Here is a 21,774-nt window from a genome sequence, read left to right on the forward strand (position 1 = left end):
GGCGGCGAGACCAGGCAAAGCTCGGGCGAATTACGCCGCGAGGCCGCGAAGCGTGTCTGCGTGTCACAAGCTCAAATATCGTAGGGTGGGCAAAGCGCTGCGTGCCCACTCATTCTCGCTTACTGCCAAAATTGGTGGGCACGGCGCTATGCGCCTTTGCCCACCCTACGACACTGCCGCTCGGATGTGCATGGAGCATCGCAATGACGCGTGGAGAGAGCATGCGCCACGCTGGCTCTCATGCTCCGGACGCAGCGCTAGCCTCCGAGAATCCGCCGGCACGCCTCGACGAACACCTCTGCGCCCGTCACGATGTCGGCCTCCGCCGTGTTCTCGGTCCAGTGATGGCTGATGCCGCCGATCGACGGCACGAACAGCATGCCGGCCGGCATGACGGTTGCGAGCATCTGCGCATCATGGCCGGCGCCGCTGGGCACGCGGATGGATCGGCCGCCGGCGACGGCCTTGCTCGCGGCCTCGATCGCGTCCTGAAAGCCCGCATTCATCATCGCAGGTGCGCCGGTGCGCAGCTTCGTCACGCTGACGGTGCAGGGGCCATTGGCACTGGCCTCGTCCGCCATGGTCCGGAGCAATTGCTCCAGCCGCGCGATGACCGTCGGGTCGTCGTCGCGGATCTGGAACAGCATCTCTGCGCCACCGGGAATGATGCTCGGCGCGCCTGGATCGAGCGTGATGCGGCCGGTGGTCCAGACCGTGCGCGGGCCGCAGGCTTTCGGGAAGCGCTCGTCGATGGCGACGCAGAACTTGGCCAGCGCGAGGCCGGCATCCTTGCGCACCGCCATGCGCGTGGTGCCGGCGTGGTTCTGCTCGCCGCTGAAATTGATCTGGTATTGCCAGATGCCGACGATGGACGTCACGACGCCGATCGCGAGGCGCCCGTGTTCGAGCGTGTCGCCCTGCTCGATATGCGCCTCGAGATAACCGACGTGCCGTCCCGGCTCGGCGGTGATGCGCGGACGCCCCGCGAGCCCCATGTCGGCGAGTGCATCGCGCATGGTGCGGCCGCTGGTGCGGTCGCGGGCAGCGTCGATGTCGGCCTCGGTCACCTGTCCGACATAGGAGCGCGAGCCGAGGAAATGACCGAAATGTCCCTCCTCGTCGCACCAGGCGGCGACCTCGACCGCGCCGTTCACGGAAGCGTCGGCGTTCAGGACGCGCGCGGCCTCGAGCGCATAGACGATGCCGAGCGGGCCATCGAGCCAGCCGGCATAATTCTGGCTTTCCAGGTGCGATCCCGCCAGCAGCTTCGGCCCGGACTTCGTGCTCGTCCCGAAGACATTGCCGATGCCGTCAATGGTCGCGGAGAGGTCGGCCTCGGGCAGCTTCTGGACGAGCCACTCCAGCGACAGCTTGTGCGGCTCGGAGAAGGTCGGCTTGTGCACGCCGGTCTTGTAGGCGCCGATGGCGCGCAGCGCATGGAGGTCGGCGAGAACGCGATGTCCGTCGGCGCGAGTGTCAGGCATGTTCGGCAACCTTCAACGCCTCGGTGCGGATCTCCTCGACCAGCCGTTCCTTCAGCTGGACGAATTCCGGCGTGGTCTTGATCTTGTAGGAGCGGGGATGCGGCAGGTCCACATGGATTTCGGCCTTGATGCGGCCGGGGCGTGCGCTCATGACGATGACGCGGCTGCCGAGGAAGATGGCTTCCTCGATGTCGTGGGTGACGAACAGCACCGTCTTCTGGTCGCGCTCCCAGATCCCGAGCAGCATCTCCTGCATCAGGGCGCGGGTCTGGTTGTCGAGCGCGCCGAAGGGCTCGTCGAGCAACAAGATCTTCGGGTCATTGGCGAGCGCGCGCGCGATCGCCGTGCGCTGCTGCATGCCGCCGGAGAGCTGCTTCGGCCAATGATTTTCGAAGCCGGACAGTCCGACCTGGCGGATGAAGGCATCCGCGATCTTGTGTCGCTCCGCTTCGGACACGCCGCGCTCGCGCAGGCCGAAGGCGATGTTCTCGCGCACGGTCAGCCAGGGAAACAGCGTGTAGGACTGGAACACCATGCCGCGATCGGCGCCCGGGCCGGTCACCTCGCGTCCGTCGAGCGTGACGCGGCCACCGGTCGGACGGTCGAGGCCCGCGACGATGCGCAGCAGCGTGGACTTGCCGCAGCCGGAGGGGCCGAGGATGGTGACGAAGTCGTTGTTGCCGATGGTGAGGTCGGTCGGCTCCAGCGCCCGCGTCGGCGCGTTGCCGTGGCGTGCGGGGAAGGTGCGCGAGACCTGTTCAATCTTGAGAATGGTCATGCGAGCTTCCAGGGAAACAGCCAGGCGTTGAACGCCTTGAACAGGAAGTCGGAGATCAGGCCGATCAATCCGATCACGATGATGCCGAAGATGATCTGGCCGGTGTTGAGCAGCGCCTGGCTGTCGGTGATCATATGACCGATGCCCGAGGACGAGCCGATCAGCTCGGCGACGATGACGTAGGTCCAGGCCCAGCCCAGCACCAGCCGCAGGATCTCTGCGATCTCCGGCGCGGACGAGGGAAGCAGCACGCGGCGGATGATGCCGCGGTCGCTGGCGCCGAGCGTGTAGGCGGCCTCGACCAGATCGCGCCGCGTGGCGCCGACCGTCACCGCGACCATCAGGATGACCTGGAACACCGAACCGATGAAGATGACGAGCAGCTTCTGCAATTCCCCGATGCCGGCCCACAGGATCAGCAGCGGGATGAAGGCCGAAGCGGGCAGATAGCGTGCAAATGAGACGAACGGCTCGAGGAAGGCTTCGACCGGCTTGTAGGCGCCCATCAGCACGCCGAGCGGCACCGCAATGACTGCCGCGAGTGCAAAGCCGCCGACGACGCGCCAGATCGTCATGCCGATGTCGAACAGGAAGCCGTGCTTGGCGAGCAGCTCGAGGCCCTCCTGCACCATGGTGAGCGGATTGGCGAGGAAGGTCTTCGACACATGGCCGCCGAACGTCGCCCATGACCAGAGGGCGACGAACAGCACGAAGAACGCCAAGCCGTACGCCGCACGCTGCTTCGATGTCACGGGATCCAGGGGACGCATCAAACTGTATCCGAATGGTGCGCCGGCTCCGCCCGAGGCGGAGCCGGCAGCTTGGAGAACGTTACTTGATGAAGCTCGCGTCGTAGAGGTCCTCGACCTTCGGCGCGGCCTTGATGATGCCGATCTCGAGCAGCAGCTCGGCGGCCTCCTTGTTGAAGGTCAGGAAGTCGCCGGCGAAGAACTTCTGGTTCGCGGCCTTGTCCTGCCAGCGCAGATATTTCGCAGAGTTGCCGAACTGCTCGCCGGTCTGCTTCACGTCGGCGCCCATGATCTCGTAGGACTTGGCCTGGTCCTTGGCGATCAACTCGAGCGCCTCGAAATAGCTGTCGGCGAGGGCCTTGGCGGCCTTGGGATTGTCGGTCAGGAACTTCGGCGTGCAGCCGAACGTGTCCATCACCATCGGATAGTCCAGCGTGGTCGCGATGATCTTGCCCTTGTCGGGCGCGGCACGCACCGTCGACAAATAAGGCTCGTAGGTCATCGCGGCATCGTTCTGGCCGGAGACGAAGGCCTGCGCGGCCGCGGCGGGCTCGAGGTTGACGATCGTGACGTCCTTGGTGGTGAGGCCGTTCTTCTTCAGCATCCAGGCCAGTGCGAAATAGGGCGAGGTGCCCGGCGCGGAAGCTGCGACGGTCTTGCCCTTGAGGTCCTTGATCGCGGCGACGTCGTTGCGCACGGCCATGCCGTCGGCGCCGTAGCTCTTGTCGAGCTGGAAGATCTGCTTGGTCGCGACGCCGTTGGCGTTCCAGGAGATCCAGGTCTCGACCGTGGTCGCCGCGCACTGGATGTCGCCGGAGGCGATGGCAAGATGGCGGTCCTTCTGGGGGATCTTCTTGATGGTGACGTCGAGGCCGTTCTTCTTGAAGATGCCCGCCTCCTTCGCCAGCGTCAGCGGCGCGAATCCGGTCCAGCCGGAGATGCCGACGCCGACCTTGACGTCGTCGGCGAGCGCGGGGGTGGCCACCGCGAGGGCAATGATTGTCGCAAATACTTTCGAACTACGCATGATTTTCGTCCTCTTGCCGATCGATGGTTTGACGTCTTGTTGATCACTGTCGGCCCACCTGGACCGTTGCCCGATGCGTTGCACAAATTGTGCCGACATGTCCTCTCAGCCTCCCTTGAATCGGGCGACAAGGCGGTGAGAGTCACCGGGATAGAGCAGGCGCACCGCGGTGATGGTACGGGCGCTGCGCCAGGTGTAGCGGTCGATCACGAGGCAGGGGGCGCCGACGGCAATGTCGAGCGATTCCGCCGTGCGGTCGTCCGCGACGATGGCACTGATCGTATGCTCGGCCTCGGTCCATGGGACATGGTGAAGCAGCCACGAGCCGGGCGGCTCGCGCGAGAAATCCGCGGCCGCAGCATCGGGCACGGACGAGAGGTCGATCAGCCTGTCCTCGACCGCGAAAGGCACATTATCGGCGCTATGCCGGCACGTGATCGCGACCACCTTGCCGGCCTTCTTCACGCCGAGGCGATCGCGGTCGGCGGCCGTTGCCGCGCGCAGCTTGCGGCCGATCAGCTCGTAGCCGTAAGCGCGTCCAAGCGCGGAGATCTCGGCGCGGATGTCGGCGATCTTGAGCACCGCCGATTGATGCTGCGGCCGGCGCACGAACGAGCCGGCGCGCCGCCGCCGCTCGATCAGATCGGCTTGCGCGAGCTCCGACAACGCCTTGTTCACGGTCATGCGCGAGCAGCCGTAGCGCGCGACCAGCTCGTGCTCGAATGGAATGCGATGGCCGGGCGGCCATTCGCCGGTCAGGATGCGCTTCTCGATGTCGGCGCGGATGCGCTTGTAGAGCGTCGGCTTGTCGGCATCGGTGACAAGGCTCATGCGACGAGCCTCCGCACTGTCGCGTTGAAGCGTTCGCGTGCGGCTTGGCGCAATCCATGCTGACCGCCCTCGACCACCTTGCGGCCGCCGGCCCAGACGCAATCGATGGCGGCGCCGCCGGCGGCGAAGATCCAGCCGTCGATGACGGCATCGTGCGCGCGCCCTGCCAGCGATGGATGTGCCGCGTCGAGCGTGACGATGTCGGCGCGTGCGCCATGCACAAGACCGGTGGACGGCTGCGCCAGCGCCCGCGCGCCGCCGGCGAGCGCTCTGTCGAACAGCGAGCGTCCTGTGGAATGACCTGCGCCGCCGGAGAGGACGTTGCGCTGGCGGTGCTTGAGCCGCTGGCCGTATTCGAGCTGGCGCAATTCGTCGGCGGCGCCGATCAACACGTTGGAATCGGTACCGACGCCGAAAAAGCCGCCGGCCTCGACAAACTCCCGCGCCGAAAAAACGCCGTCGCCGAGGCTCGCTTCCGTGATGGGACAAAGGCCCGCCACCGCACCGGTCCTGGCCAACGCCGTCACTTCCTCACTCGTCATGTGGGTCGCGTGAATGAGACACCAGCGCCGATCGAGCGGGGCGTGCTCCAGCAGCCATTGCACCGGGCGGCGGCCCGACCAGGCCAGGCAATCCTCGACCTCCTTCACCTGCTCGGCGGCATGAATGTGCACCGGCCCGCGATCGGCGAGTGGAATGATCGCGGCGAGCTCGTCCGGCGCTACAGCGCGCAGGCTGTGCGGGGCGATGCCGATATTGGCGCCCGGCAAGTTCGCGATAACCTTGCGCGAGGCAGCCATCAATGCAGCGAACCGATCGCCCGTGCAGATGAAGCGGCGCTGCCCGGCATGCGGCGCTGCGCCTCCAAACGAACCATGCGCATAGAAACTCGGCAGCAGCGTCAGCGCAATGCCGGAGGCTTCAGCGGCCTGTGCAATCCGCGCGGCCATCTCGGCAGGGTCAGCGTAGGGCGATCCGTCGCGGTCGTGGTGCAGATAGTGGAATTCGCCGACGCGGGTAAAACCCTGCTCGAGCATTTCGACATAAAGCAGCGTCGCAACGGCCATGACGTCGTCGGGCGTCATTGCCAGTGCGAAGCGATACATCGTCTCGCGCCAGGTCCAGAAGGTGTCGGTGCTGTCGCCGCGCAGTTCCGCGAGGCCGGCCATGCCGCGCTGGAAGGCGTGGCTGTGCAGGCTTGCAAGTCCCGGAAGCGCGATGGCGTGGCGCTCGTCGCCGGCGGCCGGCGCCACGCCCTGTGTCACCGCCGCGATCGCGCCGGCGGCGATCACCACCTGCACGTCATTGGCCCAGCCCGAAGGCAGGAGCGCGGAAGCGAAATGCAGTCGGGTCATGATTTACACGCCGGCTGGACAGAACCGCCTTACGATTATATGTCTAGACATATAAGTCAAGCATCCCCAGGGCGAATGGATACCCGCATGGCAGAGCGCTTCGACCGGATCTGGCATAATGCCCGCCTCGCGACGATGCGGGCCGATCGTCCCGATCTTGGCGAGATCGGGCATGGTGTCATCGCCGCACGCGGCGGCCGCATCGCCTATGCGGGCGCGACAGCGGACTTTCGCGTCGATGCGGACGCGATCGAGCGGATCGATTGCGAGGGGCGCTGGATCACGCCCGGGCTCGTCGACTGCCATACACATCTGGTCTATGGCGGCAACCGCGCGCATGAATTCGAGCTGCGCCTGAAAGGGGCGAGCTACGAAGAGATCGCGCGCGCCGGCGGCGGCATCGTCTCGACCGTGGCGGCAACGCGCAAGGCCAGCGAAGCCGAGCTCGTCGCAGGCGCGCTGCCGCGGCTCGACGCGCTGACGGCTGAGGGCGCCACCACGGTCGAGATCAAGTCCGGCTATGGTCTCGATACCGAGACCGAGATGCGGCAGCTGGCGGCCGCGCGCAGCCTCGGCCGCGCGCGTCCGGTTACGATCCGCACGTCGTTTTTGGGCGCGCATGCGCTGCCGGTCGAGGCCGATGGCGACAAGGATGGTTACATCAATCTGGTCTGCAAGGAGATGCTGCCGGCGGTCGCAAAAGCGGGCCTCGCCGATGCCGTCGATGCCTTCATGGAGGGCATCGCATTCTCCGCCGAGCAGACCGCGCTTGTGTTCGAAACGGCGAGGGGACTTGGACTGCCGGTCAAGCTCCATGCCGACCAGCTCTCGAATCTTGGCGGCGCTGCGCTTGCCGCGAAATTCTTGGCGCTCTCGGCCGATCATCTCGAGCATACCGACGAAGCCGGTGCCGCCGCAATGGTGAGGGCCGGCACGGTGGCGGTGCTGCTGCCCGGCGCGTTCTATTTCATTCGCGAGACGCAGAAGCCGCCGGTCGAGACGTTCCGCAAGCATAACGTTCCCATGGCGCTGGCGACCGACTGCAATCCCGGCAGCTCGCCGCTGACCTCGCTGCTGCTCGCGATGAACATGGGGGCGACCCTGTTCCGGATGAAAGTGGCCGAGTGCCTTGCCGGCGTCACCCGTGAAGGCGCGCGGGCACTCGGTCTCCTGAATGAGACCGGCACACTGGAAGCCGGCAAATGGTGCGACCTTGCGATCTGGGAGATCGAGCGGCCCGCCGAGCTGGTGTACCGCATCGGCTTCAATCCGCTGCACAAGCGGGTATGGAGGGGGCAGTGACGGAGCAGGAAACAGCGATCGTCGTCAAGCCGGGAACAGTGAGCCTCGACGATCTCGCGCGCGTTCTCGAAGGCGCCCCCGTCGTGCTCGATCCCTCGTTCTGGCCGCGTGTCGAGGCGGCTGCGCAAATCGTTACGCGAGCCGCGCAGGCGGACGTCCCCGCCTACGGCATCAACACCGGTTTCGGAAAGCTGGCCTCCAAGCGCATTCCGCCGGACCAGACCGCGCTGCTCCAGCGCAACCTGATCGTCTCGCATTGCTGCGGCGTTGGCCAGCCGACGCCGGAGCCGATCGTGCGGTTGATGATGGCGTTGAAGATCGTCTCGCTCGGGCGTGGCGCCTCCGGCGTGCGCCGCGCGGTGATCGAGCAGTTGCAGGACATGCTGGCCCGTGGCGTCTGTCCGCTGGTGCCGCAGCAGGGCTCGGTCGGCGCCTCCGGCGATCTGGCACCGCTCGCGCACATGACGGCCGTGATGATCGGCGAGGGGCAGGCGATCGTTGACGGGAAAACCGTATCCGGCGCCGACGCTCTCGCGGCGGCCGGGCTCGCGCCGCTGACCCTCGGGCCAAAGGAAGGCCTCGCGCTGATCAACGGCACGCAATTCTCGACCGCCTACGCTCTATCGGGTGTGCTGCGTGCATATCGCCTCGCCCGCGCCGCACTCGTGACCGGCGCGCTGGCGGTGGATGCGGCGATGGCTTCGACGGCACCGTTCCGCCCCGAAATCCAGGCGCTGCGCGGCCATGCCGGCCAGATTGCCGCGGCTGCGACGTTGACCGCGCTGCTCGATGGCAGCGACATCCGCCTCTCTCACCTCGAAGGCGACGAGCGTGTGCAGGACCCCTATTGCTTGCGCTGCCAGCCACAGGTCGCAGGCGCAGCGCTCGATCTGATCACGCAGGCTGCGCGCACGTTGATCGTCGAGGCCAACGCCGTCACCGACAACCCGCTGGTGCTGGTTGAGACCGGGGAGATCGTCTCCGGCGGCAATTTCCACGCCGAGCCGGTGGCCTTTGCCGCCGATGCACTCGCGCTGGCGCTGTCGGAGATCGGCGCGATCAGCGAGCGGCGCATCGCGACGCTGGTCGATCCCGCGCTCAATTTCGGCCTGCCGCCGTTCCTCACTCCCGATCCCGGCCTCAATTCCGGCTTCATGATCGCCGAGGTGACGGCTGCCGCGCTCTATGCCGAGAACAAGCAGCGTGCGCTCGCCTGCTCGATCGATTCGACGCCGACCAGCGCCAACCAGGAAGACCATGTCTCGATGGCCGCGCATGCCGCGCGGCGCCTGTCCGACATGGCCGACAATCTCGCCGCCATCCTCGGCATCGAGCTTCTGGTCGCTGCCCAAGGCATCACGCTGCGCGCGCCGCATGCGACCAGCGCGCCGCTGGTTGCCGTCATTGCCGCGTTGCGTGAGCAGGTGCCTGCGCTCGCTGCCGATCGCTACATGGCCGGCGATCTCGCCAAGGCCGCTGCATTGATCGAAGCCGATGCGCTTCCGGCTGCCGCGGTCGCGCAGCTTCGTTCCGATCCGTTTCCGAGACTCGTCTGAAGAGGTCCACATGAACCGCCGACTGGACAATGACCGCACCATCCGCGCTCCCCGCGGTAGCGACATCAGCGCCAAGAGCTGGCTCACGGAAGCGCCGTTGCGCATGCTGATGAACAATCTCGACCCAGACGTTGCGGAGCGCCCGAGCGAGCTCGTCGTCTATGGCGGCATCGGCCGCGCGGCACGCGACTGGGAGAGTTTTGACCGGATCGTTGCGGCCTTGCGCAAGCTGGAAGCCGACCAGACGCTGCTGGTCCAGTCTGGCAAGCCGGTTGGTGTGTTCCGGACCCATGCCGACGCGCCGCGCGTGCTGATCGCGAACTCCAACATCGTGCCGCATTGGGCCACGCTCGATCATTTCAACGAGCTCGATCGCCAGGGCCTGATGATGTACGGCCAGATGACGGCGGGCTCCTGGATCTATATCGGCAGCCAGGGCATCGTGCAGGGCACCTATGAAACCTTCGTCGAGGTCGGCCGTCGCCATTATGGCGGCAGCCTCGCAGGCAAATGGATTCTCACCGCCGGCCTGGGAGGCATGGGCGGTGCGCAGCCGCTGGCCGCGACCATGGCCGGTGCTTCGATGCTCGCGGTCGAATGCCAGCCGAGCCGCATCGAGATGCGCTTGCGGACCGGCTATCTCGACCGGCAGGCCGCAACGCTCGACGAAGCGCTCGCCATCCTGGCGGACGCTGCGAAGACGAAGAAGGCGGTCTCGGTCGGCCTGCTCGGCAATGCCGCCGAGATTTTCCCGGAGCTGGTTCGTCGCGGCGTCAAGCCTGATATCGTCACCGACCAGACCAGCGCCCATGATCCGATCAACGGCTACTTGCCGAAGGGCTGGGCGCTTGCCGAATGGGAAGCCAAGCGCGCGTCCGATCCGAAGGCGGTGGAGCGCGCCTCGAAGACGTCGATGGTCGAGCATGTCCAGGCCATGCTGGATTTCCATGCCCAGGGCATTCCGACGCTCGACTACGGCAACAACATCCGCCAGATGGCGCAGGACATGGGCCTGAAGAACGCGTTCGATTTCCCCGGCTTCGTGCCCGCCTATATCCGCCCCCTGTTCTGCCGCGGCGTCGGGCCCTTCCGCTGGGCCGCGCTGTCGGGCGATCCCGAGGATATCTTCAGGACGGACGCCAAAGTGAAGGAACTGATGCCCGACGACAAGCATCTGCACAATTGGCTCGACATGGCCAAGGAGCGCATCAAGTTTCAGGGCCTCCCGGCCCGCATCTGCTGGGTCGGCCTCGGCGACCGCCATCGCCTCGGCCTGGCCTTCAACGAGATGGTCGCGCGCGGTGAATTGAAGGCGCCGATCGTGATCGGCCGCGATCATCTCGACAGCGGCTCGGTGGCGAGCCCCAACCGCGAGACCGAGGCGATGAAGGATGGATCAGATGCGGTGTCCGATTGGCCGCTGCTCAATGCGCTGCTCAACTGCGCCAGCGGGGCGACCTGGGTCTCGCTGCATCATGGCGGCGGCGTCGGTATCGGCTATTCGCAGCATGCCGGCATGGTGATCGTCGCCGACGGCACGCCCGAGGCTGCGAAGCGGATCGAGCGCGTGCTGTGGAACGATCCGGCCACGGGCGTCATGCGCCACGCCGATGCCGGCTACGAAATCGCGATCGAGTGCGCCCGCGACAAGGGGCTCGATCTGCCGAGCCTGGCGAGGTAGACTGAGGCTCAGGCCACGACCTTGGCCCCGGTGCCGTCGAGGCGCCGGCTCTCCTTCGCCAGATGGTCGCCAATCGCATCGGCCGGCATGGGCTTTGCGAAATAATAGCCCTGGATGAAGTCGCACCCCAGGCGGCGCAAGGTGTCGAGCTGAGCACGCGTCTCGACGCCCTCGACGACGCAGGCGATCTCCATGTCGTCGCAGAGGCCGGTGAGCGATTTGATGATCTTGTGGCTGACCGGATTCTCGTTGATGTCGGAAACGAAGCTGCGGTCGACCTTGATCTTGTCGAGCGGCAGCCGGTGCACGTGGCTCAACGACGAATAGCCGGTGCCGAAATCGTCCAGCGAAATGCCGCAGCCCATTGCCTTCAGCGTTGCGATCGATTGCTGCGCGCGGACGAAGTCGAAAGTGACGGCGGTCTCGGTGATCTCGAAATCGATCCGCTGTGGCGGCAGCCCGCTCTTCTCGATGATCGAGATCAGCGGCAAGATGCCCTCCGCCGCGCAGACGTCGTGTGCAGAGAGGTTGAACGAGAGGCGGATGTGATCGGGCCACGTCCTGGCGACGGCAAGTGCGCGCACCAGCAGCGCTTGCGTCAGCGGCCGGATCAGACCGATGCGCTCGGCAGCCGGAATGAAATCGGCCGGAGAGACCAGGCCGAGGCGGGCGCTGCGCCAGCGCGCCAGCACCTCGAAGCCGGTGGTGTGCTCGCTCATGGCATCGACGATCGGCTGGAACACCAGGTCCATCTCGGTGCCGAAATCGGCGGTGCGCAGCAGGTTCTCGATAACCCCGCGACTGCGGATCTCCGCCTCGAGCTCGCTCGAGAAGATCACGATGCGGCCGCGCAGATGGCGCTTGGCATGGTAGAGCGAATAATCGGCGCATTCATACAGTGCTTCCGCTGTCGTGGCCGATTGCGGAAACAACGCAAAGCCGATCGAGCAGGACAGCCCCGTATGAGCGGTATCGAGCTGATAGGGAAGCTTGACCTGGTCGCCGATGCGCTGGCCCAGCCGTAGCAGATCCGCATCATTGGGGTCGCCGCACACGACGAGGCCGAACTCGTCACCGCCGAGTCGGGCGAATTCGACCCGGTGCGGACCAAAACCCTCGCAGACCTCGCGGATGCGCCGGCCGGCCTCGATCAGGACGCGGTCGCCGACTGAGTGGCCGTAATTGTCGTTGATCGGCTTGAAGCCGTCGAGATCGATGATGCCGACTGCGACCCTAACTTTCCTGCGTTCGGCATCGGTGAAGGCGCTCGACAGCTCGGCGAAGAAGCGGCGGCGGTTCGGCAGCTCGGTGAGGGAATCGAGATTGGCAAGGCGGAAGTTCTCGTCAGAGAGCGCCTGCGTCGCCGCCTGTTGCGCGAGCAGCGACTTGCGGCTGGCGACGAGATCGGCGAAGTCGCGATAGTAGATGAACAACACCGTCACCATCGCGCCGGAAACCAGGAGGTTGTTGACCGCGATCGCCTTCAGCGTCGGCTCGCCCGTGGCGAAGAAGAACAGCACATAGGGCACGTCGACGATCAGCGTCACGATCAGTGCCGCCGAGCGCAGATGCATCAGCGAGAAGATGCAGCCGATCACGGTGACCGCCATGTAGAACGCGACCTGGCTCTTGGCGAAGGGATCGCCGTAGGGGTACAGCGCGAACGACCAGGCGGTGAAGCCGGCACCGATCGGCAGGGTCAGCCAATTGGTGGCGCGCAGATTGCGCAGGATGTCGGCATCGCTGCGAACGAGCCGGCGCTGGCGTAGCCACCACAAGGTCCGTGAGCCTGCGAGCACCGTCAGCACGGCCGGCACGATCGTCGTCAGCCAGTCCGGCGCCACGTTCACATAGGTGTAGGCGACCGCAATCGTGTTGCTGATGAGGATAAAGTAGAGCAGCGGGATCTGCTTGGAGAAGGCGTCGAACTGCGCGCGTGTGAGATCCGGATTGTCGGCGGGAACGCGAAACAATCGCATCGCGGCAGCAAGAGGAGATTTCAATTCGGCAATGGGCATTGAAATACGAGCCCCAGATCCCTGAAAAACGGGGCAATCTTGCACGGCACGGGTAAAGGGCCCGTTAGATCGATGCTAGCCGGGCTCGGCCAGCACTGGTTGCGCGCTGCCTCAGGATTTTCCGGTCGCGTGCATTGGTGAGGTCCCGTTAAGGATAGCCGGCGGCAAGGGGCGTGCGTCTCAGGCACAAGTCGCCCGAAATCGCCGCAGCTACGCCCTGCTAGCCCTGAGCGCTCGGTGCCGGGCGACCGAGAGCGGTGCAAGCGGCCTAGCGTCCGATCGTCACACCTGCGGTCGAGCGCATGGCGTCCCGCAGGCTGGTCGCCCTCTTGTCGTCGAGAACCTGCCGCGTCAGCACGGTGGTCTGGCCAGGCGTGTCGAGGATCGACTCGCCGCGCGAGGAGGAGAGCCGATCGGCCTTGTAGGGAGCGGCCGGATCGGTGGCGAGCCCAGTCATGTGATGCGGCCGCTTGCCCGCGGCGAGCGCCGGCTGCGAGACAGCAAGCGCGATCACGACGAAGAGCAATGGTCTTGCGCGCATCTGGGATCTCCCATGTCGGGACATCAGCCTAGCACATTGCCACGGTGGGCGCAGTCGAAAGGATCAGGCGAGAACGGCCTGGCGCTCCCGCGCCGGCTCGCGGATCCGCTCGATGCTCCGCGGCTCGGCGAGCCGCGTGAAGCTCCGATGGCCCGCCTGAACGGGGGCCTCGACGATGATGCCCTCACAGACGATCTGTCCGCCGAGCATCCTGAATTCCAGCTTGTCGTAGCGCGGCATCGTCTCGCCGGCCGCCGGCGGCAGCAGCCCGACGCTTCCCTGGATGTTCAGCGCGGCCTCGCCGGTGCCGTGAAGCCGCGGATTCCACATCCTGATTCCGCTCTCCGCCCAGCGCTGCCGGATCAGCGCGGCGCGGTCGGCGGGCTCTGCGGCTCGCGCGCGAAGTGTCGGTGCGCTGCGGATCTCTGGCGAAGGAGACGTGAGAGCCGGAGCTGGTTCAGCTTCCGCGACGTCGCTGGATGACTCGTTGGCTACCGCCGCAATGGCCGTGGCGAGCGGAACATCGTTTGCGGGCGCCGGCGCGATTGCGACAACGGGCGCCGGATCGATTTCGGCGCTGGCTTCAGAGACAACAGCCGCCACGTTCTCGACGTCCACCGGGATTGCTTCGGCGGCGTCGGGTACGACATTGAGGGATACGTCGGGCGAGGGGGCAGCCTCGATGATGAGGGCAGGGAGATCGGCCGAAGCGGTCGCGACGTCTGCTGATGAAGCCACAATCTCTTCTGCGGTGGCAGAGTTGATCCCTGCAGAGATTCCAGCAGGCGATGCATCATCGTCCACGGCGGCGAGATCGGAGGCTGCAACTGGCTCGTTCTCCGCACCGGCCGATGCAGCCAACGCCGCTTCGGTCGCTGGCGGCGCCGCAGGCGCCTCGATTGCCGTTGCCAACTTTGAAGATGAGTCGCCGATGCAGATATCCTCGGCCGGAATCTCCGCGACGACCGACACAGCCGCATCGTTCTCCGCGACCGGAGCGGTGGCGGCGAGATCAGCCTCGTCGCGCATGGGATCAGCGCTGATCTCGGCGATGGGCGCTGGAGCCGTGCCGGCAACGTCTTCGGCGATGGCAGATGAAGCCTCTGCAGTCGGCGCGACGTCGAGGTTGCCGCTGTGCGGCACAGGCCGGAGTCGGGAAAACGCCCAGTTCACCGCTGGAATGCGGCGCAGCAACGATATCAGTCTCGAAAGCACTGGGAGTTGTCCAAGAGGTGCTCGGCGTGAGGCAATCGCTGATTCGTCAGCAATGTGAAAACCTGCCCCGGCCGTCACACCCGTGTCAACGTAGGCAGGACCAATTGCAGAACATCCGCGCATCCACTCTGCGGGGCGAACGGCACCACGCGGAGTGGAGTGCCGTTCCGGATTGCATCAATCGACTCGCCTCTCTCGGGATATTCGAACCTCAGGTCACTTGCCCGAGCCGGCGCCGCCGGTGCCCGCACTGCCGCCGGCCTGGCTGCCCATATTGTTGGTGTTACCACCGCCGGCGGATGGCGACTGCGCCCCCTTGCTGTCGCTGGCCTCGTTCTGCATGTTCGATGAACGTCCTGTCGTCATTCCCTTGGTCGCCGGACCTCGCGAGGAGGGGCCGACATCGCCCTGACCGGATGCGCCGGGTGCGGGTTGTGTCTGCGCGAAAGCGCCACCTGTGGCCAGCGCCATGACGCATGCGGCTGCCAGGATGATCTTCTTCATCGGATTCTCCTTGACTTGCATCCCGGACAACTCGCATGCGCAGACCACGTTCCTGCCGACGCGCGGCAGCACTTGCTCTCGTTGCGATCCAAGTCGGGGTTCCCGTCGTCGTCGCGAGCCGCTATTTCAGGACCGTCATTGTCTGGTCGGGGACGGCGCATGAGGAAGCTTGCCACCATCGGAGCGGTTCTGCTCTGGTCCACCATCGCATCCGCACAGGATCGCACCATCACCGTGGCGTCGACCACCTCGACGGAACAGTCGGGGCTGTTCGGCCATCTGCTGCCGCTGTTCGCGAAGGCCGAAGGCATCGGCGTGAAGGTCGTCGCCGTCGGCACCGGCCAGGCTCTGGATATCGGGCGGCGCGGCGATGCCGACGTGGTGTTCGTCCACGACAGGCCCGCCGAGGACAAGTTCATGTCCGAAGGGCAGGGCGTGAAGCGCTTCGACGTCATGTACAACGACTTCGTCATCGTCGGCCCCAAGAGCGATCCAGCGCAGATCTCGGGCAGCAAGGACGTGGTCGAGGCGCTGCGCAGGATTGCGACCGCGAAAGCGCCGTTCATCTCGCGCGGCGACAAGTCCGGCACGCATGCGGCCGAGCTGAGGCTATGGAAGGAGGCGGGCGTCGACCTCAGTGCCGGCAAGGACACTTGGTATCGGGAGATCGGCCAGGGCATGGGCCCGGCGCTGAACATGGCCTCGTCGTGGAACGCCTACCTCCTGTCGGACCGCGGCACCTGGCTGTCGTTCAAGAACCGCGGCGAACTCGCCATCCTGACCGAGGGGGACAAGCGGCTCTTCAACCAGTACGGCGTCATGCTGGTGAATCCTGAAAAGCATCCGAACGTGAAGGCGAAGGAGGGACAGGCCTTCATCGACTGGCTGATCTCGCCGCAAGGGCAGGAAGCGATCGCCGGGTACAAGGTCGGCGGCGAGCAGCTATTTTTCCCCAACGCGCCCCACTAGGACGAAGGCGACGGTCGACACCGCGACGCTGAGTGCGAGCAGGATCAGCCCGAGTCCGAGCGCCAGCGGCAGGTCGCCTTTGCTGGTTTCCAGTGCGATCGCCGTCGTCATCGTGCGGGTGAAGCCGCGGATATTGCCGCCGACGATGATGATGGCGCCGACTTCCGCGATGGCGCGCCCGAACGCGGCGAGAAAGGCCGTCAGCAGCGAGGTCCGGCCGAGCGCGAACAGCAGGGCCATGCTGCGCAGGGCCGACAGTCCGTCGATCCGCGCCAGGTCGCCATACTCCGCCCACAACAGGCTTGCCGGCCGGTGCACCAGCGCCACCACGATGGGCGTCGCCAGCAGCGTTTGTGCGATCACCATGGCGCTTGGTGTGAACAGCAAGCCCGCCGCCCCGAACGGACCGGATCGCGACAGCAGGAGATAGAGGGCGAGCCCGACCACGACCGGCGGAAGGCCGAGCAGCGCATTGGTCAGAATGACGATGACCTGGCGTCCCCGGAAGCGGGTGATCGCAAGCAGGGCTCCAAAGGGGGCGCCGATCAGAAGTGCGAGGATGCTGGCGGTCAGGCTGACCCTTACGGACAAGGCGACGATGCCCAATAGTTCGGTGTCGGCCTCGCCGATCAGCGCAAAGGCGGCACCGATGGATCGTGCGAAATCGTTCATCCGGTCTCGGGCAAGCTCCTGTTCCGCGGCAGCCCCGCGCCGCCGTTCTCGCTGCTGCCGCTGCCATAATCAAGGCCCCAAGGTGGGCAGCCCACCGGAGCCGTTGGAGCGAGGCTCGGGATGATCGGAAAACGCGGCCAGGGACCCACAATCGAGGCAACTGGCCGCCCCGCGGGCGGCTTTATTCCGGCCTCGGATGCGCTAAGGAACAGGATCGGGTCGCGCCAGCCCAATGGCGGTGCTAGACCCTGATGCAGGAACAATGGGGCCGGGCTGCAACTGGCTCGCCCGCAAGGATGAAGGATGTGACGCAATGATTCAGACCGTTGGCATCATCGGGGCAGGGACCATGGGGAACGGCATCGCGCAGGTCTGCGCCGCCGCCGGCCTCTCGGTCGTGATGGTCGATATTTCCGATGCGGCGGTGAGCCGCGGCCTCGCGACCGTCGGCGGAAGCCTCGAGCGGCTGGTCAAGAAGGAGAAGATGTCGGCGGCCGACCGCGAGGCGACGCTCAAGCGCATCACCGGCACCACCGACCGGGCGAAGCTGTCGGATTGCGACCTCGTCATCGAGGCCGCCACCGAGAACGAGGAGCTCAAGGTCAAGATCCTGAAGGATCTCTGCGCCACCCTGTCGCCGCGCACGCTGGTCGCAACCAACACCTCTTCGATCTCGATCACGAAGCTCGCGGCGGCGACCGACCGTCCCGACCGCTTCATCGGCATGCACTTCTTCAACCCGGTGCCGGTGATGGCGCTGCTCGAACTCATCCGCGGCCTGCAGACCTCGGACGACACCCATGCGAAGGCGCTGGATTTCGCCAAGCGCGTCGGCAAGGTGGCGATCACGGCCAAGAACAGCCCGGGCTTCGCCGTCAACCGCATCCTGTGTCCGATGATCAACGAGGCGATCTTCGCGCTGCAGGAGGGCATCGCGACGGCGGAGGAGATCGACGCCGGCATGAAGCTCGGCTGCAACCAGCCGATCGGGCCGCTCGCACTTGCCGATCTCGTCGGGCTCGACACCATGCTTTCGGTGATGGAGGTCTTTTACAAGGGCTTCAACGATCCTAAATATCGGCCAGCCCCGCTGCTGAAAGAGATGGTCGATGCCGGCCATCTCGGCCGCAAGACCGGGCAGGGCTTTTACACCTATACCGCCTGATGAAGGCATTGGTGGCGGGCACCGAGTGTCCGTCGCCCAATCCCGCAATTTGCGCTGCGACAAAGACGCCGCGCGCAATTGGCCCGACAATGTCGAACGGCCCGTGGGCATAACGGAACGGACACAGAGGACATGTCGGATCGACTGAAGGCCGAGCGGGAAGCTGCGGCCGCGCGGCGGAACCTGTTGACCCAGGATGCGATCGAGCGCACCGGGATCACCGAGGAGATGATCGGGGAACTCGTCACCCGCTTCTACGGACGCGTGCGTGAGGACGCGCTGCTGGGGCCCGTCTTCGCCGTCGTGCAGAACTGGGACGAGCATCTCGCCAAGCTCAGGGATTTCTGGTCGTCGATCGTGTTGATGAGTGGCCGCTATCATGGCTCCCCGATGCGGGCACACCTGCCGCTGAGCCTGGCCGGCGGCCATTTCGATCGCTGGCTCGAGCTGTTCGAGCAGACCGCGCGCGAGGTCTGCCCGCCGGCGGCGGCTGCGCTGTTCATCGACAAGGCACGTCGTATCGCCGACAGTTTTGAAATGGCGTCGGCAACACTTGCGGGCCGCATCGCTTCGCCGCGTCACGTGCTCAGGTCGTGAATACAAAATGCCTGCCTGAGAAAGGCGCAGCTCGCGTCGCGTGATGGCGCGCCGCACCAATTCCCGCAGCATCGATCTGATCTGCAAAATCATCATGCCGTTCGCGCAATGCGATGTAGAATTCGCGAAAACGCGCTGGAACGCATTTAGTCTTGCTCAATCAACGCGAGCAAAGCCACATTGATGCACTGCGGCGCCAAGTCTTCGCCTTGTTTTCGGCAGAGTTCCAGCGCCTGCTAACGGGCATGGCTCGCGCATCGTTCGATAATTCACAATCCTCAGAGAGTGCTGCGGAACCTGACGTCTCGGGTGCCGAGCAGACACGGCGATCCGTGCTGCTCGGTGCGCTCGCGACGACAGCGTGCCTCGGCTGTTCCACCCAGGCCGGCGCAGGTGAGGATCCGCCCGGCTCGGATGAGCGGCCGCAGAAAGGCGACCTGCTCGTTTTCTCCGAAGGTGACCAGGAGGGAAAGCTCATCACCGCGGCCGATCTCAAGGTCGGCGCACCGCCGGTCCATGCCTGGCCGAAGGACCCCACCTCAGCGGTGGTGCGCAGCGCCTCACGGCTCAACGAGATCCTGATCATCAAGCTTGATCCCGCCGACCTCGACGAGAAGACCCGCGCGCGGGCCGTCGACGGCATCATCGCCTATTCGGCAATCTGCTCGCATGCGGGCTGTCCCGTCACCGCCTGGGTGAAGAGCGATGTCGGCGACAAGGAGGTGTTCAAGTGCATGTGCCACAACTCCGAATTCGATCCCCGCGCGGGCGCGCAGGTCGTGTTCGGGCCGGCACCGCGGCGGCTTGCAGCGCTGCCGCTGGCGCTCGCTGACGGATCGCTCAGCGTCGCCGGCAATTTCATGGGAAAGGTAGGTGGCACACAGCCAGGATGATGGACGGTTGCGGGCTGGGCCCGCGTCACGAACGGCCGCCTCCGCCGAAGGGCGGACGACGGGACGAACGACAAGAATTCACAACAAGAATTCAAGCGGATGAAAAAGGGGAACGTCCATGAAACTCTCCATGACCAGGAAGCAATTCTACCTGTCCGGCTTCGTCGCCTTCACCTGCCTCGTTTCGACTGCCGCGCTGGCTGGCCCGATCGAGAATTATTCGCCCGTCACTTCGCAGCGGCTCGAAAATCCGGAGCCAGGCAATTGGATGCTCTACCGGCGCACCTATGACGGGCAGGGCTTTAGCCCGCTCGACCAAATCAATACCTCCAACGTGAAGAACCTCGCACCGGTCTGGACCTTCGCCACAGGCGTGGTCGAAGGCCATCAGGCACCGCCGATCGTCAACAATGGCGCGATGTTCGTGACGACCCCGATGGGGCAGGTGATCGCGCTGAATGCGAAGACCGGCGACGAGTACTGGCGCTACAAGCGGCAGCTTCCTGACGATCTGTTCCAGCTGCATCCGACCAACCGCGGCGTCGGCCTCTGGGAGGACAAGCTCTACCTCGCCACCACGGACGACCACGTGGTCGCGCTCGATGCCAAGACCGGCAAGGTGCTGTGGGACACGAAGGTGCAGGACTACAGGAAGGGCCAGTACCTGACCCTGATGCCATTGATCGTTGACGGTAAGGTCATCGTCGGCGGCTCCGGCGGCGAGTTCGGCGTGCGTGGCTATATCGTGGCTTATGATGCCAAGGATGGCAAGGAGCTGTGGCGGACCTACACCATCCCCGGTGAAGGCGAGCCCGGTCACGACACCTGGCAAGGCGACGACTGGAAGAACGGCGGTGGGTCGGCCTGGATGACAGGCAATTACGACAAAGAGACCAAGACGATCTATTGGGGTGTCGGCAACGCCGCGCCGTGGCCGGGCGACTCGCATCCCGGCGACAATCTCTACACGTCATCAGTGCTCGCGCTCGATCCCAACACCGGCAAGATCAAGACCTATCACCAGTATCACCAGAACGATTCCTGGGATTGGGACGAGGTCGAAGCACCGATGCTGATCGACCTGCAACGCGATGGCCGCAACATCAAGAGCCTGGTCCATCCGGGACGCGACGCGATCTTCTGGGTGCTCGAGCGCACGCCGACCAAGATCAATTACGTCGCCGGCTGGCCGTTCGTCTTCACCGACGTCTGGAAGGGCATCGAACCCGAGACCGGCAAGCCGATCGTCGACCCCGCGCACAAGCCGGTCATGGGCAAGCGCGTGGAGTTCTGCCCGTCGCTGTGGGGCGGCAAGGACTGGCCATCGGCGGCCTACAGCCAGAAGACCGGCCTCGTCTACGTGCCCGCCAACGAGAATTTCTGCGGCGGCTTTACCGGCGAGAAAGTGCCGCTCAAGCCGGGCGAGCTCTGGCTCGGCACCAAGCCGGAAGATATCGGCCTGAAGACGAAGCCGGGTGCGGATCATTTTGGCGAGCTCCAGGCCTGGGATCCCGCAACCGGTAAGAAGGTCTGGCAGCACAACTTCCCAAAGTCGCAACTGTTCGGATCGGTCACGGCGACCGCGGGCGATCTCGTCTTCGTTGGGGGGACCAACGACCGCTATTTCCGCGCCTTCCACGCCAAGACGGGCGAACTGTTGTGGGAGCAGAAGACCAACTCCGGCATCGTGGGCATGCCGGTGTCCTACGAGATTGACGGCACGCAATACATCGCGATCCAGTCGGGATGGGGCGTCGACGCGCAGCGCATCCAGGATGCGCTCGTGACCAACAACATCGGCATCGAAGCCAACGTGCCGCAGGGCGGCGTCATCTGGGTCTTCGCGCTGAAGAAATAGCTCCGCGGGCGGATCGACAGAAGCGGAGCAGCAGGGGGGTGGCGACTGCGGCGGACGGCAACGTCCGCCGCATTTTGTGTGGGCTCTTCCTTCTCCCCTTGTGGGAGAAGGTGGCGCGAAGCGCCGGATGAGAGGTTCTATCCGCGCGCTTTCATCGGGAGATTGACGCGCAGAGGCAGACCCCTCACCCAAGCGAGTGCGCATCGACCAGCGTCGCTGCCCTCTCCCACATCCGCCTTCGCCACGGCTTCGGCGGACAAAAGCGGAGACGGCGCATCAATGCGCAGGCGCCAAACCACTACTTCCCCTCGCGCTCGACCTTGTCCTTTTCCTTCTGGTTCATCTCGCGAATCTTGGGATCGGGGTTGTGCTGCCCGGTGGTCTGGTTGGTGGAGGCGGGCGGGGCGTTGGCGTTGGGCAGCGAATTCTGGTCGGGGCCGGTGGGGCGCGTGGCCGTGGTCGGCGGCGTCGTGCTGCTCTGGGCGAATGCGCCCGCGGCAGTCAAAAGAAAGGCGCCCGACAGCGAGACTGCGAGCGCCTTTGAGATGTTGGTCATCGATCTGCTCCTGTCAGATCGAT

At 65.4% G+C, this 21,774-nt stretch carries 20 protein-coding genes; 8 read left to right on the forward strand and 12 right to left on the reverse strand.

The features are described from left to right. Positions 1–257: 257 nt before the first annotated feature. The 6 genes from XI05_RS23475 to XI05_RS23500 all read right to left on the reverse strand — a co-directional run bounded on the left by XI05_RS23475 (position 258) and on the right by XI05_RS23500 (position 6,224). On the reverse strand, positions 258–1,484 hold the full coding sequence (locus XI05_RS23475; RefSeq protein WP_271506143.1) for a Zn-dependent hydrolase: 1,227 nt from the start codon (positions 1,482–1,484) through the stop codon (positions 258–260). Further along, positions 1,477–2,262 carry an ABC transporter ATP-binding protein gene (locus XI05_RS23480; protein WP_212255238.1) on the reverse strand — a complete coding sequence of 262 codons (786 nt, stop codon included), beginning with the start codon at positions 2,260–2,262 and terminating at the stop codon, positions 1,477–1,479. The genes XI05_RS23475 and XI05_RS23480 overlap by 8 nt, the downstream gene beginning before the upstream one ends. Continuing rightward, entirely contained in the window at positions 2,259–3,032 is a 774-nt protein-coding gene (locus XI05_RS23485; protein WP_172785602.1) for an ABC transporter permease, read from the reverse strand. The genes XI05_RS23480 and XI05_RS23485 overlap by 4 nt, the downstream gene beginning before the upstream one ends. Positions 3,033–3,093: 61 nt before the next feature. Further along, entirely contained in the window at positions 3,094–4,038 is a 945-nt protein-coding gene (locus XI05_RS23490) for an ABC transporter substrate-binding protein (protein WP_271506146.1), read from the reverse strand. Positions 4,039–4,143: 105 nt separating this feature from the next. Next, positions 4,144–4,869 carry a histidine utilization repressor gene (gene hutC / locus XI05_RS23495; protein ID WP_271506148.1) on the reverse strand — a complete coding sequence of 242 codons (726 nt, stop codon included), beginning with the start codon at positions 4,867–4,869 and terminating at the stop codon, positions 4,144–4,146. Further along, positions 4,866–6,224 (reverse strand): formimidoylglutamate deiminase, encoded by a 1,359-nt coding sequence (locus XI05_RS23500; RefSeq protein ID WP_271506150.1) that lies wholly within the window; start codon positions 6,222–6,224, stop codon positions 4,866–4,868. The genes hutC and XI05_RS23500 overlap by 4 nt, the downstream gene beginning before the upstream one ends. Positions 6,225–6,311: 87 nt before the next feature. Between XI05_RS23500 and hutI the strand changes: the two genes are divergently transcribed. The 3 genes from hutI to hutU are packed head-to-tail and all read left to right on the forward strand — an operon-like array spanning position 6,312 to position 10,763. Then, positions 6,312–7,526 carry an imidazolonepropionase gene (hutI, locus tag XI05_RS23505; protein WP_271506152.1) on the forward strand — a complete coding sequence of 405 codons (1,215 nt, stop codon included), beginning with the start codon at positions 6,312–6,314 and terminating at the stop codon, positions 7,524–7,526. Beyond that, positions 7,523–9,082, forward strand: coding sequence for a histidine ammonia-lyase (hutH, locus tag XI05_RS23510; protein WP_271506157.1), 1,560 nt, complete (start codon positions 7,523–7,525; stop codon positions 9,080–9,082). The genes hutI and hutH overlap by 4 nt, the downstream gene beginning before the upstream one ends. A gap of 10 nt (positions 9,083–9,092) precedes the next feature. Then, on the forward strand, positions 9,093–10,763 hold the full coding sequence (gene hutU / locus XI05_RS23515) for a urocanate hydratase (RefSeq protein WP_271506162.1): 1,671 nt from the start codon (positions 9,093–9,095) through the stop codon (positions 10,761–10,763). 8 nt (positions 10,764–10,771) lie between these two features. On the opposite strand, the gene XI05_RS23520 is transcribed toward hutU, so the two are convergent. The 4 genes from XI05_RS23520 to XI05_RS23535 all read right to left on the reverse strand — a co-directional run bounded on the left by XI05_RS23520 (position 10,772) and on the right by XI05_RS23535 (position 15,041). Next, positions 10,772–12,781: a putative bifunctional diguanylate cyclase/phosphodiesterase gene (locus tag XI05_RS23520; protein ID WP_271506165.1), complete on the reverse strand. Its 2,010-nt coding sequence runs from the start codon at positions 12,779–12,781 to the stop codon at positions 10,772–10,774. A 268-nt stretch (positions 12,782–13,049) separates the two neighbouring features. Then, positions 13,050–13,322 carry a TonB-dependent receptor plug domain-containing protein gene (locus tag XI05_RS23525; protein ID WP_271506167.1) on the reverse strand — a complete coding sequence of 91 codons (273 nt, stop codon included), beginning with the start codon at positions 13,320–13,322 and terminating at the stop codon, positions 13,050–13,052. Positions 13,323–13,385: 63 nt separating this feature from the next. Next, positions 13,386–14,516, reverse strand: a complete 1,131-nt coding sequence (locus tag XI05_RS23530) for a hypothetical protein (RefSeq protein ID WP_271506169.1) — start codon at positions 14,514–14,516, stop codon at positions 13,386–13,388. A 237-nt stretch (positions 14,517–14,753) separates the two neighbouring features. Further along, positions 14,754–15,041, reverse strand: coding sequence for a hypothetical protein (locus tag XI05_RS23535; RefSeq protein ID WP_271506171.1), 288 nt, complete (start codon positions 15,039–15,041; stop codon positions 14,754–14,756). Between the two features lie 159 nt (positions 15,042–15,200). Between XI05_RS23535 and XI05_RS23540 the strand changes: the two genes are divergently transcribed. Then, positions 15,201–16,010, forward strand: coding sequence for a substrate-binding domain-containing protein (locus tag XI05_RS23540; RefSeq protein WP_172785592.1), 810 nt, complete (start codon positions 15,201–15,203; stop codon positions 16,008–16,010). Here XI05_RS23540 and XI05_RS23545 read toward each other — a convergent pair. Further along, entirely contained in the window at positions 15,984–16,682 is a 699-nt protein-coding gene (locus XI05_RS23545; RefSeq protein ID WP_271506173.1) for an ABC transporter permease, read from the reverse strand. The genes XI05_RS23540 and XI05_RS23545 overlap by 27 nt on opposite strands. Before the next feature lie 313 nt (positions 16,683–16,995). Between XI05_RS23545 and XI05_RS23550 the strand changes: the two genes are divergently transcribed. From XI05_RS23550 to XI05_RS23565, 4 genes are all read left to right on the forward strand, one after another. After that, complete coding sequence (locus XI05_RS23550) at positions 16,996–17,847, forward strand: 3-hydroxybutyryl-CoA dehydrogenase (RefSeq protein ID WP_271506176.1); 852 nt, start codon at positions 16,996–16,998, stop codon at positions 17,845–17,847. Positions 17,848–17,979: 132 nt separating this feature from the next. Next, positions 17,980–18,444, forward strand: a complete 465-nt coding sequence (locus XI05_RS23555) for a group III truncated hemoglobin (RefSeq protein ID WP_271506178.1) — start codon at positions 17,980–17,982, stop codon at positions 18,442–18,444. Positions 18,445–18,689: 245 nt separating this feature from the next. Beyond that, entirely contained in the window at positions 18,690–19,337 is a 648-nt protein-coding gene (locus XI05_RS23560) for a QcrA and Rieske domain-containing protein (protein ID WP_271506181.1), read from the forward strand. A 130-nt stretch (positions 19,338–19,467) separates the two neighbouring features. Next, positions 19,468–21,195 carry a methanol/ethanol family PQQ-dependent dehydrogenase gene (locus tag XI05_RS23565; protein ID WP_271506415.1) on the forward strand — a complete coding sequence of 576 codons (1,728 nt, stop codon included), beginning with the start codon at positions 19,468–19,470 and terminating at the stop codon, positions 21,193–21,195. Between the two features lie 298 nt (positions 21,196–21,493). Here the strand turns inward: XI05_RS23565 and XI05_RS23570 are convergent, their stop codons facing one another. Continuing rightward, positions 21,494–21,751 carry a hypothetical protein gene (locus XI05_RS23570; RefSeq protein ID WP_271506184.1) on the reverse strand — a complete coding sequence of 86 codons (258 nt, stop codon included), beginning with the start codon at positions 21,749–21,751 and terminating at the stop codon, positions 21,494–21,496. Between the last annotated feature and the right edge of the window lie 23 nt (positions 21,752–21,774).

The sequence above is a fragment of the Bradyrhizobium sp. CCBAU 11357 genome (assembly GCF_028128865.1).
In the GTDB taxonomy this organism is placed as follows: domain Bacteria; phylum Pseudomonadota; class Alphaproteobacteria; order Rhizobiales; family Xanthobacteraceae; genus Bradyrhizobium.